This window comes from Pseudenhygromyxa sp. WMMC2535 (assembly GCF_011083025.2).
This window is the reverse complement of record NZ_JABJWV010000001.1, coordinates 440367-454614: the sequence shown is the minus strand read 5'-3', so window position 1 is coordinate 454614 and position 14248 is coordinate 440367. Positions and strand designations below refer to the sequence as shown.

17 protein-coding genes are annotated in these 14248 nt (G+C 69.6%); 16 read left to right on the top strand and 1 reads right to left on the bottom strand.

What is annotated here, in order from left to right:
* Positions 1-18: 18 nt before the first annotated feature.
* The 13 genes from G6O69_RS01650 (at position 19) to G6O69_RS01590 (ending at position 10762) form a co-directional block, all read left to right on the top strand.
* Positions 19-690: a cytochrome c oxidase subunit 3 family protein gene (locus G6O69_RS01650; RefSeq protein WP_172301764.1), complete on the top strand. Its 672-nt coding sequence runs from the start codon at positions 19-21 to the stop codon at positions 688-690.
* Between the two features lie 13 nt (positions 691-703).
* Positions 704-1135, top strand: coding sequence for a cytochrome C oxidase subunit IV family protein (locus G6O69_RS01645; RefSeq protein ID WP_172301763.1), 432 nt, complete (start codon positions 704-706; stop codon positions 1133-1135).
* Between the two features lie 191 nt (positions 1136-1326).
* Complete coding sequence (gene moaA, locus G6O69_RS01640) at positions 1327-2412, top strand: GTP 3',8-cyclase MoaA (RefSeq protein ID WP_255215675.1); 1086 nt, start codon at positions 1327-1329, stop codon at positions 2410-2412.
* Between the two features lie 25 nt (positions 2413-2437).
* Positions 2438-2848 (top strand): cytochrome c maturation protein CcmE, encoded by a 411-nt coding sequence (locus G6O69_RS01635; RefSeq protein ID WP_172301762.1) that lies wholly within the window; start codon positions 2438-2440, stop codon positions 2846-2848.
* Between the two features lie 13 nt (positions 2849-2861).
* The gene (locus tag G6O69_RS01630; RefSeq protein ID WP_172301761.1) at positions 2862-4895 is read left to right on the top strand and encodes a cytochrome c-type biogenesis CcmF C-terminal domain-containing protein; all 2034 of its coding nucleotides are present in this window, start codon (positions 2862-2864) and stop codon (positions 4893-4895) included.
* Entirely contained in the window at positions 4888-5370 is a 483-nt protein-coding gene (locus G6O69_RS01625; RefSeq protein WP_172301760.1) for a hypothetical protein, read from the top strand. Before G6O69_RS01630 ends, G6O69_RS01625 begins: the two co-directional genes overlap by 8 nt.
* Positions 5367-7610: a hypothetical protein gene (locus G6O69_RS01620; protein ID WP_172301759.1), complete on the top strand. Its 2244-nt coding sequence runs from the start codon at positions 5367-5369 to the stop codon at positions 7608-7610. Before G6O69_RS01625 ends, G6O69_RS01620 begins: the two co-directional genes overlap by 4 nt.
* Positions 7607-8323 carry a heme ABC exporter ATP-binding protein CcmA gene (ccmA, locus tag G6O69_RS01615; RefSeq protein ID WP_172301758.1) on the top strand — a complete coding sequence of 239 codons (717 nt, stop codon included), beginning with the start codon at positions 7607-7609 and terminating at the stop codon, positions 8321-8323. The genes G6O69_RS01620 and ccmA overlap by 4 nt, the downstream gene beginning before the upstream one ends.
* Before the next feature lie 165 nt (positions 8324-8488).
* Positions 8489-8665 carry a hypothetical protein gene (locus G6O69_RS01610; RefSeq protein ID WP_176396565.1) on the top strand — a complete coding sequence of 59 codons (177 nt, stop codon included), beginning with the start codon at positions 8489-8491 and terminating at the stop codon, positions 8663-8665.
* Positions 8666-8797: 132 nt separating this feature from the next.
* Positions 8798-9544: a heme exporter protein CcmB gene (locus G6O69_RS01605; protein WP_172301757.1), complete on the top strand. Its 747-nt coding sequence runs from the start codon at positions 8798-8800 to the stop codon at positions 9542-9544.
* A gap of 18 nt (positions 9545-9562) precedes the next feature.
* A complete protein-coding gene (gene ccsA, locus G6O69_RS01600) occupies positions 9563-10249 on the top strand; it encodes a cytochrome c biogenesis protein CcsA (protein WP_172301756.1) in 687 nt (228 codons plus the stop codon).
* 29 nt (positions 10250-10278) lie between these two features.
* Entirely contained in the window at positions 10279-10572 is a 294-nt protein-coding gene (locus G6O69_RS01595) for a hypothetical protein (protein ID WP_172301755.1), read from the top strand.
* Positions 10573-10579: 7 nt separating this feature from the next.
* Positions 10580-10762 carry a hypothetical protein gene (locus G6O69_RS01590; RefSeq protein ID WP_172301754.1) on the top strand — a complete coding sequence of 61 codons (183 nt, stop codon included), beginning with the start codon at positions 10580-10582 and terminating at the stop codon, positions 10760-10762.
* Between the two features lie 31 nt (positions 10763-10793).
* Here the strand turns inward: G6O69_RS01590 and G6O69_RS01585 are convergent, their stop codons facing one another.
* Entirely contained in the window at positions 10794-11615 is an 822-nt protein-coding gene (locus G6O69_RS01585; protein WP_172301753.1) for an AgmX/PglI C-terminal domain-containing protein, read from the bottom strand.
* On the opposite strand from G6O69_RS01585, the gene G6O69_RS01580 reads away from it, so the two are divergent.
* From G6O69_RS01580 to ftsZ, 3 genes are all read left to right on the top strand, one after another.
* Positions 11614-11763 carry a hypothetical protein gene (locus G6O69_RS01580; protein WP_176396564.1) on the top strand — a complete coding sequence of 50 codons (150 nt, stop codon included), beginning with the start codon at positions 11614-11616 and terminating at the stop codon, positions 11761-11763. The two genes, G6O69_RS01585 and G6O69_RS01580, sit on opposite strands and share 2 nt — an antisense overlap.
* 299 nt (positions 11764-12062) lie before the next feature.
* The gene (locus G6O69_RS01575) at positions 12063-12269 is read left to right on the top strand and encodes a hypothetical protein (protein WP_172301752.1); all 207 of its coding nucleotides are present in this window, start codon (positions 12063-12065) and stop codon (positions 12267-12269) included.
* Between the two features lie 262 nt (positions 12270-12531).
* Positions 12532-13956 (top strand): cell division protein FtsZ, encoded by a 1425-nt coding sequence (gene ftsZ / locus G6O69_RS01570; RefSeq protein WP_172301751.1) that lies wholly within the window; start codon positions 12532-12534, stop codon positions 13954-13956.
* Positions 13957-14248 lie beyond the last annotated feature (292 nt).

Sequence of the window (14248 nt, the reverse complement as noted above, 5' to 3'; positions counted from 1 at the left end):
TCTCTGGAGAGTGATTCCATGAGCAGCACGGCACACCAGCACGACGAGGAGCGTCCGTGGTTCCTCGCCCACCACTTCGACACTGTCGGTCAGCAGATGAGCGCGGCCAAGCTCGGCATGTGGCTCTTCGCATGCACCGAGATCTTGATGTTCAGCGGCCTGTTCCTGGCCTACTTCATCTTGCGGACCATGTATCCCGAGATGGTGTTGACCGCCTCGGAGGAGCTCAACAAGACGGCCGGTGGCGCGAACACCATCGTCCTGTTGACCTCGTCCTTCACCATGGCCTTGGCCGTGCGGGCGGCGCAGACCAACAACCAAAAGGCGCTCGAGCGCAACCTGCTGATCACCATCGGCTGCGCGATGACCTTCATGGTCGTGAAGTACTTCGAGTACACGGCCAAGATCGAGCACGGCCTGCTTCCGGGTGAGTGGTACGCCGCCGCCCAGCACGGCATCGCGCTGCCCAAGTACTCGCGCGTGTTCTACGGGCTGTACTTCACGATGACCGGCCTGCACGGCGTCCACGTGATCGTGGGCATCGGCGTGCTCAGCTGGATCCTGATCCGGGCGCGGCGCCGCGAGTTCAACTCGCGCAACTACGTCGCGGTCGAGAACGCCGGTATCTACTGGCACATCGTCGACCTCGTCTGGATCTTCTTGTTCCCCCTACTCTACCTGGTGAAGTGAGGAGGCCGCCGTCATGTCCGATCCCAAGGTTTTCCTGAACGGCAAGCCCGTCGAGCACCCCCACGAGGACCACCACCACGTCAGCCCGGTCTGGGAGTTCACCGCGGTGTTCATCGCGCTGCTCTTCCTGACGATCCTGACCTACGTGGTGTCCTTCGCCGGCCTCGGCCCGGCGAGCCTCCCGGTTGCGATGGTCATCGCGGCCACCAAGGGCGCGCTGGTCGCCGGCTACTTCATGCACCTGAAGTACGAGGACCGCTTCTACTCCTTCGTCTTTCTGGTCTCGCTGCTCTTCGTGGCCATCTTCTTCACCTTCACGCTCTTCGACATGAAGACCTCGGGCGGGCTCAACATGGAGTCCGACATCGAGTTCAAGCGCAACGTCGAGGATCACGCCGAGGCGGCCGAGAACGCCGCGGCGATGCGGGCTGCACAGCAGCACTGAGCGACGCTCGGGGGGTCCTCGGACCTCACCTGTTTCGACGATGGGGGAGCCTGGCCTAGCGCCGGGCTCCTCGCATTTTGAGCCTCGCTCGTAACCCCAGCAGCCGGGTTTTCGTCTATCGCGCTAGCGCTGCATGCCACGGGGCGCTGTGGCAAGCTAGCGACAGCGCTCAGGACGCTCCGGAGCCAGGTTTGAAGCTCGTCTCGATACGCACCATCGACTCCAAGGGGTCGCGCCTGGTCGACCCGGTCGACCCCGGTGAGGCGCGCCTGGTCGATCGTCACGCCCGCGAGGTCCGTTATCTGCGGGTCTCGCTGACGGACCGCTGCTCGATGCGCTGCACCTACTGCATGCCGCCCCAGGGCGTGGAGCATGTCCCACGCAGCGAGGTGCTCAGCCTCGAGGAGGTCGTCGAGGTCGTCGCCGCCTTCGCGCGCTGGGGGGTGGCTCGCGTGCGCCTGACCGGCGGCGAGCCGACCCTGCGCCGGGATCTGCCCTGGCTGATCGAGCGCCTGGCGCGGCTCCAGGTGGGGGAGACGGGGCGGGCCCTCCAGGTGGTCATGACTACCAACGGCGAGCGCCTCGAGGCCCTGGCTCGCCCGCTGCGCGCGGCCGGGCTCAGCGGGCTCAGCGTCAGCCTCGACAGCCTCGATCCCGAGCGCTTCGCGGCGATCACCCGGCGCGACCGGCTGACGCGGGTGGTGAAGGGGATCGAGGCTGCCGCGGAGGCTGGCTTTGGTCTCAAGATCAACACCGTCGCGGTCCGCGGCTTCAACGACGACGAGCTCGCCCAGCTGTGCAGCTTCGCCTGGGAACGCGGTGCCACCCCGCGCTTCATCGAGCTCATGCCCATGGCGGGCGGCCAGCTCTTCGTACCCGGCGAGCTGATGCCGGCGGCGGAGATCCGCGCAGCGCTCGCCAAACACTTCGATACCGAGCTCGACGCCGAAGGTCGCCCCGACGCCCCGGTCGGGCCGGCCCACTACTGGCGCTCGACCCGTGGCCGCTCGGCCGGCCGCCGCGTGGGCATCATTGCCGCGATGACCGAGAACTTCTGCGCGTCCTGCAACCGCCTGCGCGTCTCGGCCACCGGCCAGCTCCACGCCTGCCTGGCGCGGGACGAGGCGGGCGACCTGCGGGGCGCGCTGCGCAGCGGCCGTCCAGGTGCGCTCGCGGCGGCGGTCGCGGCCGCCCTCGGTGAGAAACGTGAACGCCACGCCTTCGAACTCGACGGCGCGGGCGGCCCTCGCAAAGCGATGATCAGCATCGGCGGGTAAGCTCCAAGCACCCAGGAGACGACGCATGGCTCTGTCCAAGACAACTCAATTCGCGATCGGCGGGGTGGTCCTGACCGCCGTCGCCTTCTTGGTGCTCTCCTCCCCCGAGGAGGGGGTGCTCGAGTACGTCTACGTCGACAAGGTCGTGGCCAGCCCCGGCGACTACGACGGCCGCGAGTTCAAGGTCCACGGCAACGTGGTCGAAGACTCGCTGCGTCAGGCCGAGAACGGCGACTACTTGTTCGTCATCGAGTACAAGGGCGAGCGCCTCAAGGTCGTCTACGACGACCTGCTGCCCGACACCTTCATGGAGGGCGGTGAGGTCGTGCTGACCGGCAACCTCGATGAAGACGGGACCACGCTGCGCAGCAGCGAGATGACCGCCAAGTGCCCCTCGAAGTACGAGGAAGAGCCGGGCGCCCCGGCCAAGACCTGAGCCCAGGATCTCCATGAGCGTCGCAACCCTCGGGACCATCACCCAGCTCGTTCTCTTCGCCGTCTGCCTGGCGACCATCGCCCTGGCGATGCTCGGCGCCCGGCGCAGGTCTCCACGGCTGATCGAGGCCGCCGTGCAGGGCGTCTACGCCACCGCCGGCCTGGCCACCTTCGCCTCGTCGCTGATCGTCTACGCGTTCTTGGCGGACGACTTCTCGATCCAGTACGTCCACCACACCAGCGACTCGGCGATGCCGCTGTTCTACAAGATCACCGCGTTTTGGGGCGGTCTGGACGGCTCGCTGCTGTTTTGGGTGCTGCTGCTGAGCCTGTTCTCGGCGCTGGCCGTGCGCGCCAACCGGCGCCGCCACGAGGAGCTGATCCCCCACGTGGTCTGGATCCTCGCGCTGATCGATCTCTTCTTCATCGCGCTGCTGATCTTCGTCAAGAACCCCTTCGAGCCGTTCATGCTCGACCCGGAGATGGCCGGCCCGGCGCGGGGCCTCAACCCGCTGCTGCAAAACGCCTACATGGTCATCCACCCGCCCAGCCTCTACCTGGGCTACGTGTCGCTGGCGGTGCCCTACGCCTTCGGCATGGCCGCGGTGATCACCGGCAGCGTCGACTCGGCCTGGCAGCAGAGCGTGCGTCGGTGGACGCTGTTCTCGTGGGCCTTCTTGAGCTTCGGCCTGGTCCTCGGCGGGCTGTGGGCCTACGAGGAGCTCGGCTGGGGCGGCTACTGGGCCTGGGACCCGGTCGAGAACGCGGGGCTGATCCCCTGGTTCACGGCCACGGCCTTCCTGCACTCGATCATGATCCAGGAGCGCCGCGGCATGCTCAAGCGCTGGAACGTGTCGCTGGTGATCTTCAGCTTCTGGCTGAGCATCGTCGGCACCTTCTTGACGCGCTCGGGCGTGGTCCAGAGCGTGCACGCCTTCGGCAAGGACCCGGAGCTGGCGTGGATCTTCGGGATCTTCCTGGTCGTGATCCTGGTCGGCAGCTTTGGCGTGCTGCTGTGGCGCTGGCCGCTGCTGCGCTCGCGCGCCGAGCTCGAGAGCCCGCTCAGCCGCGAGTTCGCGTTCCTGCTCAACAACTGGCTGCTCCTGGCCATGGCCTTCTTCGTGCTCGGCTCGACGCTGTGGCCGACGCTCAGCGAGTGGCTGCTCGGGGAGCGGATCACGATCCGCGAGAGCCACTACAACCACTACATGACCCCGGCGGGCCTGGCCCTGCTGCTGCTCATGGGCGTGGGTCCGCTGCTCGCCTGGCGGCGCAGCTCGAGCGAGAGCCTCCAGCGTCAGTTCCTGATCCCCCTGGTCGTCGGCGGCGTCGGCCTGCTCCTGGCCATGGTCGTCGAGGCCATGCGCCTCGAGGGGCAGGCCTCGGCGGCGCAGCTCGGCGCGGCCTGGGGCGACCACGTGTGGGCCCTGGCCTGCTTTGGGCTGTGCGCGTTCACGGGCGCGACCATCGTCCAGGAGTTCGCGCGCGGGGTCGCCGTGGCCAAGCGCAACAACCCCAAGCTCTCGCTCGTCGACGCCAGCATCCGCCTGCTGGGCAAGGCGCGGCGGCGCTACGGCGGCTACATCATCCACCTCGGCGTGGTCCTGATCTTCTTCGGCTTCGCGGGCAAGTCCTACGGCGTCGACCGCAAGATCAACGCCACCCCCGGCGAGGTCATCGTCCTCGGTGACTACGAGATCACCCACCTCGGCCTGCGCGCGACCGAGGACTGGCAAAAGCAGATGATCACCGCCGAGCTCGAGGTCCGCCGCGCGGGCAGCGAGCGGGCCGTCGACGTGCTCCGTCCGGCGCGCTGGTGGTACTTCCAGCTGCCCGAGCAGCCGACCACCGAGGTCTCGCGCTACATGAGCGTGGGCGAGGACGTCTACGCCTCCATGCAGGCCGTCGACATGACCACGGGGGTGACTCAGCTGCGGCTGTTCATCAACCCGCTGGTCAACTGGGTCTGGGTCGGGACCATGGTCATGCTCCTGGGCTCGGCGATCTGCATCGGGACCCGGCGCAAGAAGGGGCTCAGTCATGGCTGAGCGTACGCAGGGCAGCGCGCTGTCCATCTGGATCTTCCTCGGCTTCTCGCTGCTCGCGGCGGGGGCCGTGCTCGTGGGCCTCAAGGTCTTCGTGGGCGTCGATCTCGACGCCCCCACGCTCGCCCTGGCGGCGGCCTGCGCCCTGATGATCTGGGCGCTGCGCGGCATGTGGGGCGTGCTCACGGCGCTCTCGCGCTCGAACGTGGAGCTGCTCGTCGAGCAGCAGGCCGAGGCCAGCGCGCACCAGTCGAGCCGCGCCGAGCTGCGCGAAGAGAAGCTGCGAGTGCTGCGAGCGATCAAGGAGCTCGAGTTCGATCACGACATGGGCAAGCTCTCCGACGAGGATTTCGAGGACGTGATGTCGCGTTACAAGCTGCGGGCCATCGAGGTCATGCGCGCGCTCGACGAGGGCGAGGAGCTGCACCCCCTGCTCGCGGATCACCTGCGCTTGCTGGGCGAGGGGGCGCGCTCGTGAGCGCCCGCTGGTCGACGATGACGCGGACGGGGAGGCGGCTGCTGGCGGGGACGCTGGCGACCTCGAGCTGTCTGGGTCTGGGTCTGGGTCTGGGTTTGGGTTTGGGTCTGGCGGTCGCGCTGGCCCCGGCCGCGAGCGTGGCCGCGCCGCCGGCGGGGATGCCCGATCCCAGCCAGATGTCGGGGATCCCCCGGCCGGATCCGCAGATCCCCCCGGGTACGATCACGGTCCGCTGCCTCGACGGCAGCTTCGCCAACCCGGCCATCGGCGTGGCGGTGAGCCTGGACGTCCAGCTGCCTGACGGCAGCGTCGAGACCATCGAGGCGACCAGCGCCGCCCAGGGCCGGGCGACCTTCTCCGGCCTCGACGCCCACTACGGGCGCAGCGTGAGCGCGCGGGCGACCATCGCCGGCCAGGCGCTGACCTCCCAGCGCTTCGTGCTCACCGCCCAGTCGGGCGTGGCGCTCTTGCTGGTCGCCAGCGGCGGCGGGGCGGGTCAGGCTGGTCAGGCCGGTCAGGCTGGTCAAGCAGCGCAGGCGGGTCAGCCCGGCGGCGCGAGCAGCCACGGCGGGCAGGGGGCGATGCCCATGCCCGGCAAGCCCTTCCCCCTGGCCGGGCGGCCACGCGGCACGCTGATCGTCGGCGCCCTCGATCTCGGCCGCGACGACCCCGATGACCCCGAGGCCGTGCCGGCGGGCATGGGTCCGATCGCGGGGATCGAGGTCCGGCTGCGGGCGACCGTGCCCGGGCAGGTCGATCCCATCGAGCTGACCGCGACCACCGACGCCGAGGGCCGCGCGCTCTTCGAGAACCTCGACACCACCTTGCCCGAGGGCGCGGCGATCGTCGTCGAAGCTCTGCTCGAGACCGACGACGCTGGCGAGAGCGACGACGCTGGCGAGTCGGGCGAGACCGACTCGCCCCCTCAGCCCACGCGCTCGCAGAGCTTCACCCTGGGAGACACGGCCTACGCCATCGTCCTCACCCGTGGGGGCGGAGGCGGAGACGGAGGCGGACAAGCTGGCGCGGGTCAGGCGGACGCGGCGGCGGGGCAGGGCGGGCATGGCTCCGCGCCCCCGCCCGTGCAGCGCCAGCCCCTGCCGGGGCCGCGCGTCGACAGCAGCCTCGAGCGCGGCCAGGTCCGCGTGTTCTTGCTCGACGCGCAGGATCGTCCGGTCGCCGACCACAGCGTGGCCGTGGTCAGCAGCCAGGCCGGCGGCGCCTCGGTGGTCCGCCGAGCGCAGACCGACGCCAGCGGCCAGGCCATCGTCTCGGACGTCCCCATCGATCCCGACAGCTTCGCCCAGGTGCGCGTGGCCTACGACGGCGCGCCCTACTCGAGCACCATGTTCCAGATGCCCGAGGCGGGCGGGGCCGTGGCCGCGCTGCGCGTGTTCGGGGTGACCTCGGACCGCGACAAGGTGCGCAGCGCCCTGCAGATCGACGTGGATCCGCGGGAGAACGACTTCGCCGCCGTCACCTTCTTGTACGCGGTCTTCGTCGACGGCGACGAGGCCTTTTGGGTGCCCGGCGGCATGCGCATGTACGGCCCCGTGGGCACCCGCAGCATGCACGTCATGCCCGAGGCCGAGGGCCAGGTCTTCCACGACGGCGAGGCGCCCTGGGTGGACATCGACCGCCCGCTGCTGCCCGGTGAGGAGCTGCGCCTGAGCTTCGCCGTGGGCCTCGAGCACGACGGCAGCCTCGAGGTCGACTGGAGCGCGCCCTTCCCCCTGGTCGAGAACGCGTCTTTGGTCAGCGTGCCCGAGGCGCTCTCGGTCACCCACGGCGTGGCCGGGGCCCCCGAGGTCAACCCCCACGCCGGCCGCGACGGCGGGGCCGTCGAGCTCTACCAGCTCGGCCACGAGCGCTTCAGCCCGCGGATCTGCGACGGCCTCGCCCAGCTCGGCCAGCCCTGCAGCTACGGGCTGTGGAGCGGCTCGGACATGTCCATCGTCGTCGAGGACCTGCCCGTGCGCAGCCGCCTGTGGCCCACGGCCGCCTGGGTGATGCTCGGCGTGGCGGTGTTCGGCATCGGTCTGGGCCTGCTCTTGCGTCCCGGGGTCAGCCCGCGCGAGGCCCTGCTCGCCCGCCGCGAGGCCCTGCTCAGCGAGCTCGTCACCCTCGACGAGCGCCTCGAGCGAGACGGCGACGGACCCGAGCTTCGGACCGCGCGCAAGCGCTTGCTCGACGCTCTCGACAGCATCTATCGCCAGCTCGAGGCCCTGGGCGGCAAGTGAGCGGCGTGCTGCCCGTCGAGCTGCGGCGGATCTCCTGCCGCTTCGGGCGCAAGGCCGTGCTCCGCGGCGTCGACCTGCGCGTCGACGCCGGGGAGGTCGTCGGCCTGCTCGGGGCCAACGGCGCGGGCAAGACCACCTTGTTCTCGATCCTCGTCGGCCTGCGTCAGCCCGACGCAGGCGAGCGCAGCTTCGGCGGCCAGGTGTGTCGCGATGTCGAGCGCGAGCAGCGAGCGCGGGTGGCCTGGCTGGCCCACAACCCGCAGATCTACCCGCTGCTCAGCGCGCGCGAGAACGTCGAGCTCTTCGTCGATCTCGCCGGTGACGCGCGCCCTGCCGGGGCGCCTCAGCCTACGGCCGTGCTCGAGCGCCTGGGCCTCGGCGAGGTCATCGAGCGCCCGGTGCAGACCTTCTCGCGCGGCATGGCGCAGCGCGTGGCCCTGGCGCGGGCGCTGGCCTTGCAGCCCGAGCTGCTCGTCCTCGACGAGCCGTTCACGGCCCTCGACCGCGCGGGCCGGAGCCTGCTCGCCGAGCTCCTGCGCGCCGAGGCCGAGCGCGGCGCGGCGGTGCTGCTCTCGAGCCACGACCTCGACGTGGTCGCCAGCGTGGTCGACCGCGCGCTGATGCTCCACGCGGGGGTGATCGCCGGTGAGGCGGTGCGCGGCCCCGAGGACGACAGCGCGTCTTTGCGCGAGCGCATTGCCGCGCTCGGCTGAGCTCGCGGCGAGCCCAGCGGTCTGCTCGAGATCGGGGCGGCGAGGAACAGCGGTCGAGCGCTGTATTCGTCGAGCTGCCTCTACGCTCGCAAAATTAGGTGCATGTAGGTGCATGGGTGATAGGATCTCACACGCCGTTCGACGGACGAGTGGAGGTGCTGAGCCATGCATGAGCAACTACGAGGATGCGGTTGGGCCCGGGGTCAGAGCTGCCCGACCAAGCGACTGACGGTGCTGGGTTGGCGCGAGCAGCGGCGTCACGACGCTTTCGTGGGCATGACGCTGATGGTCCTGGCGGTGCTCACCGCGACCGTGGCGACCCTCGCGTCGCTCCTGGGCTGAGCCCCCTCGCCGTCTCGGTCGAGGGGGCGCTCGCCACCCCCTCACCGGCTCGAGGTCGACTCGAGACCGACTCGGGCGAGCTTGCTGGCTGGGCGTGCGCCGGCTGCTGGCGTACCTTCCAGCGGCCCACGCATGCACCTGCTGCGACAGACCATCACCCTGGCACGCAATGATCTGCGCCAGGAGGCTCGCCGCCTCGAGCTCGTGCTCACCGCCGGCTTCTTCACGCTGGTGGTGGTCGTGATGTTCGCCCTGTCCTTCTTCAACCTGGACGCCGAGGTGCAGCGCAAGGCGATCCCGGGCATGGTCTGGCTGTGCATCGCCTTCGTGGGCGCGCTGACCTTGAGCCGGGTGTTCGAACGCGAGCGCGAGGCGAACACGTTGACAGCGCTGCTGGCGGCGCCGGTCGATCGCCTGGCGATCTATCTGTCGAAGCTGATCGTCACCGTGCTGATCCTGCTGATGTGCTCGGCCCTGCTGGTCCCGGGCCTCGGCCTGCTCTTCCCCTCGGCCGAGGTCTTCGCCGCCGACCCGCTGGCGCTCGCGGTCCTCATGGCCCTGGGCTGCCTGGGCTACGCGGCGATCGGCACCTTGTTCGCCGCGGGCCTGGCCAACGGCAGCGGCAAGAACGTGCTCTTGTCGGTGATCCTCTATCCTCTGACCACGCCGATCCTGCTCTTCGCCCTGGTCGCGACCCAGCGCCTGCTCGAAGGTCACCGCGAGCTGTGGGCGACCCTCGGCCAGCTGGCGGCCCTCGACGTCGCGCTGATCGGCGTGGGCTGCTGGCTCTTCGAGGTCGTGCTCGTCGGCGCCGCCGGCCCCAGCGAGGGCGCGCAGGCACGCCGCGTCCGCGCCCGCTCTTCTTCTACCGCGAGCTGAACACCGCGAGCTGAAGCCATGAAGTACTTCCCCTACGCCCTGCTGGGCATCTCGGCCCTGCTCTTCCCCTACTGCGTCCAGCGCGTGTTCCTGGCCACGCCGATCGAGGCCGAGATGGGCACGGCCCAGAAGATCTTCTACTTCCATGTGCCGCTGGCGTGGATCTGCATGCTCTTCGCGGTGATCTGCGGGGTCGCGGCGGGGATCCAGCTGCGCAAGCGCTCCGCTCGCGCCGAGGCCCTGGCCGTGGCCGCGGGCGAGATGTGCGTGCTCGCGGGCGTCGGCGTGCTGATCACCGGACCGATCTGGGGCGACGCCACCTGGGGCACGCCGTGGACCGGCGACGCCCGCCAGGTCTCGACCGCCCTGCTGTGGATGGTCTTCGTCGCCTACCTGCTGGTCCGCCGCTTCGGGCCGAGCAACTCCGATCGCCTGGCCGCGGCGCTGGCGATCTTCGGCGCCTTCGACGTGCCGATCATCTATTACGCCGTGAAGATCTGGAAGACCACGCACCCCAAGACGGGGGTGGTCGGCTCGCTGCCCCAGGAGATGTGGAACACCCTGTGGATCTGCCTGGTGCCGCTGATGATGACCTGCGTCGCGTTGGTGTGGATCCGCGCCCGCCAGGAGCGCATGGCCATGGCCCTCGACGAGGCGTGGATCGCCACCGAGACCGAAGTCGAGCCCGCGCCTGCGCCCGCTTGATTGAACTTTTTCGAGAGGACTGAGCTGACATGGAAGAGATCGAGCAACAACCCGGAGCCGAGGGCCAAGCCGACGCCGGCGCAGCCGAAGCTGCCGCCGAGGCGGGGACCAAGAAGGTCGAGGGCCGCGACCCCAAGACGGTCCGGCTCAAGCGCGCCTACGAGGCCGAGGTCCACGCCAAGGTCGCCTCGGACCACAGCCACATCATCTGGGCCTACGGGATCATCTGGTCGATCTTCGTGATCTACGGCGTGATCTTGTGGCGGCGCTCCGTCGCCCAGAGCGCCGACCTCGAGGCCCTGCGCCGCAAGATCGGCGGGTGAGCGCGCCGTGACCCTCGGCCACTTCATCTATATCCCGGGGATGCTCCTGCTGGGCGTCGTGATCGGCTTCGTGCTCGGCGGGCGCAAGGCCGAGCTCTCCCAGGTCGAGGCCGACGAGAAGGATCAGCGCCGAGCCGCCCGCGAGGCTCGCCGGCGCGCCCGCGAGCGAGAGCCCCAGCCGCCAGCTTGAGGGGCCCGAGGCTCGGCGCTGCGGTCCGGAACTACCAGCGCAGGTCGTGGTTGACCCGGGCCGTGTCCCCGGCGGCCGCGGGCGGGAAGCTCCAGCCGGCGATGGCCGCGAGCATGCAGCGCTCGGCGGCCGCGGGGAGGCTGCCGGCGTAGCGCGAGATCGCGGTGACCCGCCCGCCCTCGTCGATGGTGAAGGCGACGCCGAGGCTGGCCGAGCCAGCTGGGTCTGGGGCTTGGTCTTGGTCCGCGCGCAGGCAGGCCGCGAGCTCGTCCGCGCGCGCGTCGAAGACCGCGCCGACGGCCGCCGGGGAGACCGTGCCCTGGACCCGGGGCAGCCCCGCCGCGCGCAGCGTGTCCTCGGCCGTGAACACGAAGGGGTAGGCCACGCGCACGGCCTCGCCGCGGCGCGGCAGGGGAAATTGCCAGCGCGAGAGGGCCTCGATCAGGCAGGCGCTCACGATGCCCGCGGCGCGCTCGGTCGCGCCGGCGTCGAGCTCGGAGGTCAGCGCGTGCTCGATGACCGCGACGTCCTCGGCCCGGCCACGCGCGCCGATGGTGAAGCCCAGGACCACGCGTCCGCCGAGCCCCGGGGCCTCGGCCAGCCCGGCGTCGAAGCAGCCGCGGACCTGAGTGATCTTGGCACGGACGACCACGCGAATCTCTTCGCGCTCGAGGGCGGGGGGCTGCTCGCCGGCCGCCGTCTCGGGCTCGGCGGTGGGCGCCTCGGGGGCCGTGGATTCGCTGTCGGATAGCGAATTCACGCGCGCACAGGCCAGCGGCGCCAAGCCGATCATCGCCGCCAGGCAGCGCCAGGAGCCGCGCTGGGTTCCACCACGGGCTCCTCGCTCGCGCATGGCGAGCAGCCTACCGCCTCGTCGGGGCGAGCTCGATGAAGTGGGAGATCCTTGGGTGCTTCGCTGGTCGAGCGGGGCTCGGCCGGCCTCGACCTGGCGCGACGAGCCAGGCCTCGCCAGCCTCGAAAAGCCGCTCAACGCTCTCTGACCGGCTCTCAGCGCCTATTTACGAAGTTCGAGGTCGGTCGAGACGATGTGAGCGAGGGTCCGAAAGTGGTCCACTGATCCGCCGCGCAGCCTTTGAGATCTGCCGAATTCAGGGAATTCCTTCGGTGCTGAGCAACAAAAACAGTCAAAATTGCCCAAATTCGGGCAATTTTCGTGTTGTAAGCCGATCCAAAGCCCCTACAATGTCCAGCGTTCACGCCAAAAGGCGCGAAAACCGGGTCTGAAGGCCCTCTCTCAACCGATCCCCGTTCCCCAGCGACAGCTCCAGGAGACTACAAAATGGCCAAGAAGAAGACCGCAAAGAAGAAGGCGCGTGAGATCGTCGTCGTCGGCAGCAAGGTGAAGGACGTCGTCCGTTCCGCCGGTTACCGTAGCGATGGTGAGCTCGTGCAGGCCGTGTCCGACAAGGTGCACGACATGCTCGAGGCCGCGATCAAGCGCGCCGAGGCCAACAAGCGCGGCACCGTCCGCCCCTACGACCTGTAAGGCCTCGCGCCACCACAGGTGACGCGAAGAGCGGCTCCCTCCCGGGGAGTCGCTCTTCGCTTTTTGCGGCCGCGGAGGCAGGGCGCTCGAGCACAGCCCGGTGGTCGTGGGGCTCGGTCGCCAGCGCGGAGGGCGGTCGGTCGGGGTCGGGCGGCTCGATTTTTTCGATTTTTTTGCGTCGTGGATCCGGCTCCGATAAGGGCTGAACACCGACCCTCCCCCGCGAGCTTGCGGGACCCAACCCCTGACCGAGGAAGAGAAAATGGCTCACTTCGAACTCGACGAGGCCTTCAACGACCAGGCCAAGATCAAAGTGATCGGCGTCGGCGGTGCCGGCGGCAACGCGGTCAACACGATGATCGCCTCCAAGGTGCCCGGCGTCGAATTCATCGCCGCGAACACCGACGTCCAGGCGCTCGAGCGCAACCACGCGCCGATCACCCTCCAGCTCGGCCGTCAGGTCACCCGTGGCCTCGGCGCGGGGGCCAACCCCGAGCGCGGCCGCGAGGCGGCGCTCGAGAGCGTCAACGAGATCGGCGAGCTGCTCGAGGGCGCCGACATGGTGTTCGTCACCGCCGGCATGGGCGGCGGCACGGGCACCGGCGCCGCGCCGATCATCGCCCAGGTCGCCCGCGAGTGCGGTGCGCTGACCGTGGGCGTCGTCACCAAGCCCTTCCGCTTCGAGGGCCGGCGACGCATGAAGTTCGCCGAGATGGGGATCGAGCGCCTCGAGCAGGCCGTCGACACCCTGATCACGATCCCCAACGATCGCTTGCTGCAGGTCACCTCGGCCAACAGCACGCTGATGGACGCCTTTTGCCTCGCGGACGAGGTGCTCCAGCACGCCACCCAGGGCGTCTCGGACCTCATCACGATCCCGGGCATCATCAACGTCGACTTCGCCGACGTGCGCACGATCATGTCGAACCAGGGCCGCGCGCTCATGGGCATGGGCGTGGCCGGCGACGAGGGCCGGGCGGTGGCCGCCGCACAGCAGGCGATCAACAGCCCGCTGCTCGAGGACGTGACCATCCAGGGCGCCAAGGGCATCCTGATGAACATCACCTCCGGGCCCAACCTGCGCCTGCACGAGGTCGAGGAGGCCGCCTCGCTGATCATGGAAGCGGCCCACGAGGACTGCAACATCATCTTCGGCGCGGTCGTCGATCCCAACATGGGCGAGGCCCTGCGGATCACGGTCATCGCCACCGGCTTCGATCAGCACGAGCCCGAAGAGGAGCTGCTCGGCAACGCGATCGCTGCCCACGCGCACCGCGTCCGCCGGCAGTCGCAGCAGATGCCGATGCCGGGCATGGGCGCTCAGGGCTCGCAGAGCGGGATGCCCGTCCTCGGCGGCAGCATCCAGCGCAAGCCCAAGGTCAAGGCGCAGCAGCCCAGCCTCAACCCGATGTTCGCCGGCCCTGCGCGCGGCGGGCAGCCCCAGCCGCGGGGCGCTCAGCCCCAGGGCCAGCCGATGCAGCAGCAGCAGATGCAGCAGCAGCAGATGCAGCAGCAGCAGATGCAGCAGCCCATGGCGCCGCAGGAGTCTGGCCCCTACCAGCAGACCCGCACGCCTGGCATGAGCGGCGGCTGGAGCCGCGGCGACATGAACACCGTCGACCCCCACGAGGTCCCGGCCTTCTTGCGCCGTCGGGCCGACAGCGACGGTGGCGGCTACGTGCGCTGAGGCGCGCGAGCTCTCCACGACTTTTCGAGCTTCACTGACTTGATTTACTGCCTCGCAGGGCACTCCTGCGAGCTCGAGGGAACGGTCGGAGGGAGCGGGCCAATGGTGGTCCGCTCCCGACTTTTTAACCGGCCGCGCTCGAAAACCCGGTGTCGACTTCTGCCCCAACCGCGCCGCTCACCTCGGGGCTGGAGCCCCGTGCAGCGCGAACTGCGGTGTAACGCGATGTCGGTGCTCGAAAGCGTGGGTTTTCAAAGCGCGAGAGGGGACTTCGAAGTCGTTCGAAGCGACG

Excerpts from the sequence above, each read along its gene's own strand:
- G6O69_RS01625 (WP_172301760.1), top strand. The coding sequence starts at position 4,888 with ATGGCTGAGCGTACGCAGGGCAGCGCGCTGTCCATCTGGATCTTCCTC.
- ftsZ (WP_172301751.1), top strand. The coding sequence starts at position 12,532 with ATGGCTCACTTCGAACTCGACGAGGCCTTCAACGACCAGGCCAAGATC.
- G6O69_RS01585 (WP_172301753.1), bottom strand. The coding sequence starts at position 11,615 with ATGCGCGAGCGAGGAGCCCGTGGTGGAACCCAGCGCGGCTCCTGGCGC.
- G6O69_RS01605 (WP_172301757.1), top strand. The coding sequence starts at position 8,798 with ATGCACCTGCTGCGACAGACCATCACCCTGGCACGCAATGATCTGCGC.
- G6O69_RS01645 (WP_172301763.1), top strand. The coding sequence starts at position 704 with ATGTCCGATCCCAAGGTTTTCCTGAACGGCAAGCCCGTCGAGCACCCC.
- G6O69_RS01595 (WP_172301755.1), top strand. The coding sequence starts at position 10,279 with ATGGAAGAGATCGAGCAACAACCCGGAGCCGAGGGCCAAGCCGACGCC.
- G6O69_RS01575 (WP_172301752.1), top strand. The coding sequence starts at position 12,063 with ATGGCCAAGAAGAAGACCGCAAAGAAGAAGGCGCGTGAGATCGTCGTC.
- G6O69_RS01610 (WP_176396565.1), top strand. The coding sequence starts at position 8,489 with ATGCATGAGCAACTACGAGGATGCGGTTGGGCCCGGGGTCAGAGCTGC.
- G6O69_RS01630 (WP_172301761.1), top strand. The coding sequence starts at position 2,862 with ATGAGCGTCGCAACCCTCGGGACCATCACCCAGCTCGTTCTCTTCGCC.
- ccsA (WP_172301756.1), top strand. The coding sequence starts at position 9,563 with ATGAAGTACTTCCCCTACGCCCTGCTGGGCATCTCGGCCCTGCTCTTC.
- G6O69_RS01580 (WP_176396564.1), top strand. The coding sequence starts at position 11,614 with ATGGCGAGCAGCCTACCGCCTCGTCGGGGCGAGCTCGATGAAGTGGGA.
- G6O69_RS01650 (WP_172301764.1), top strand. The coding sequence starts at position 19 with ATGAGCAGCACGGCACACCAGCACGACGAGGAGCGTCCGTGGTTCCTC.
- G6O69_RS01635 (WP_172301762.1), top strand. The coding sequence starts at position 2,438 with ATGGCTCTGTCCAAGACAACTCAATTCGCGATCGGCGGGGTGGTCCTG.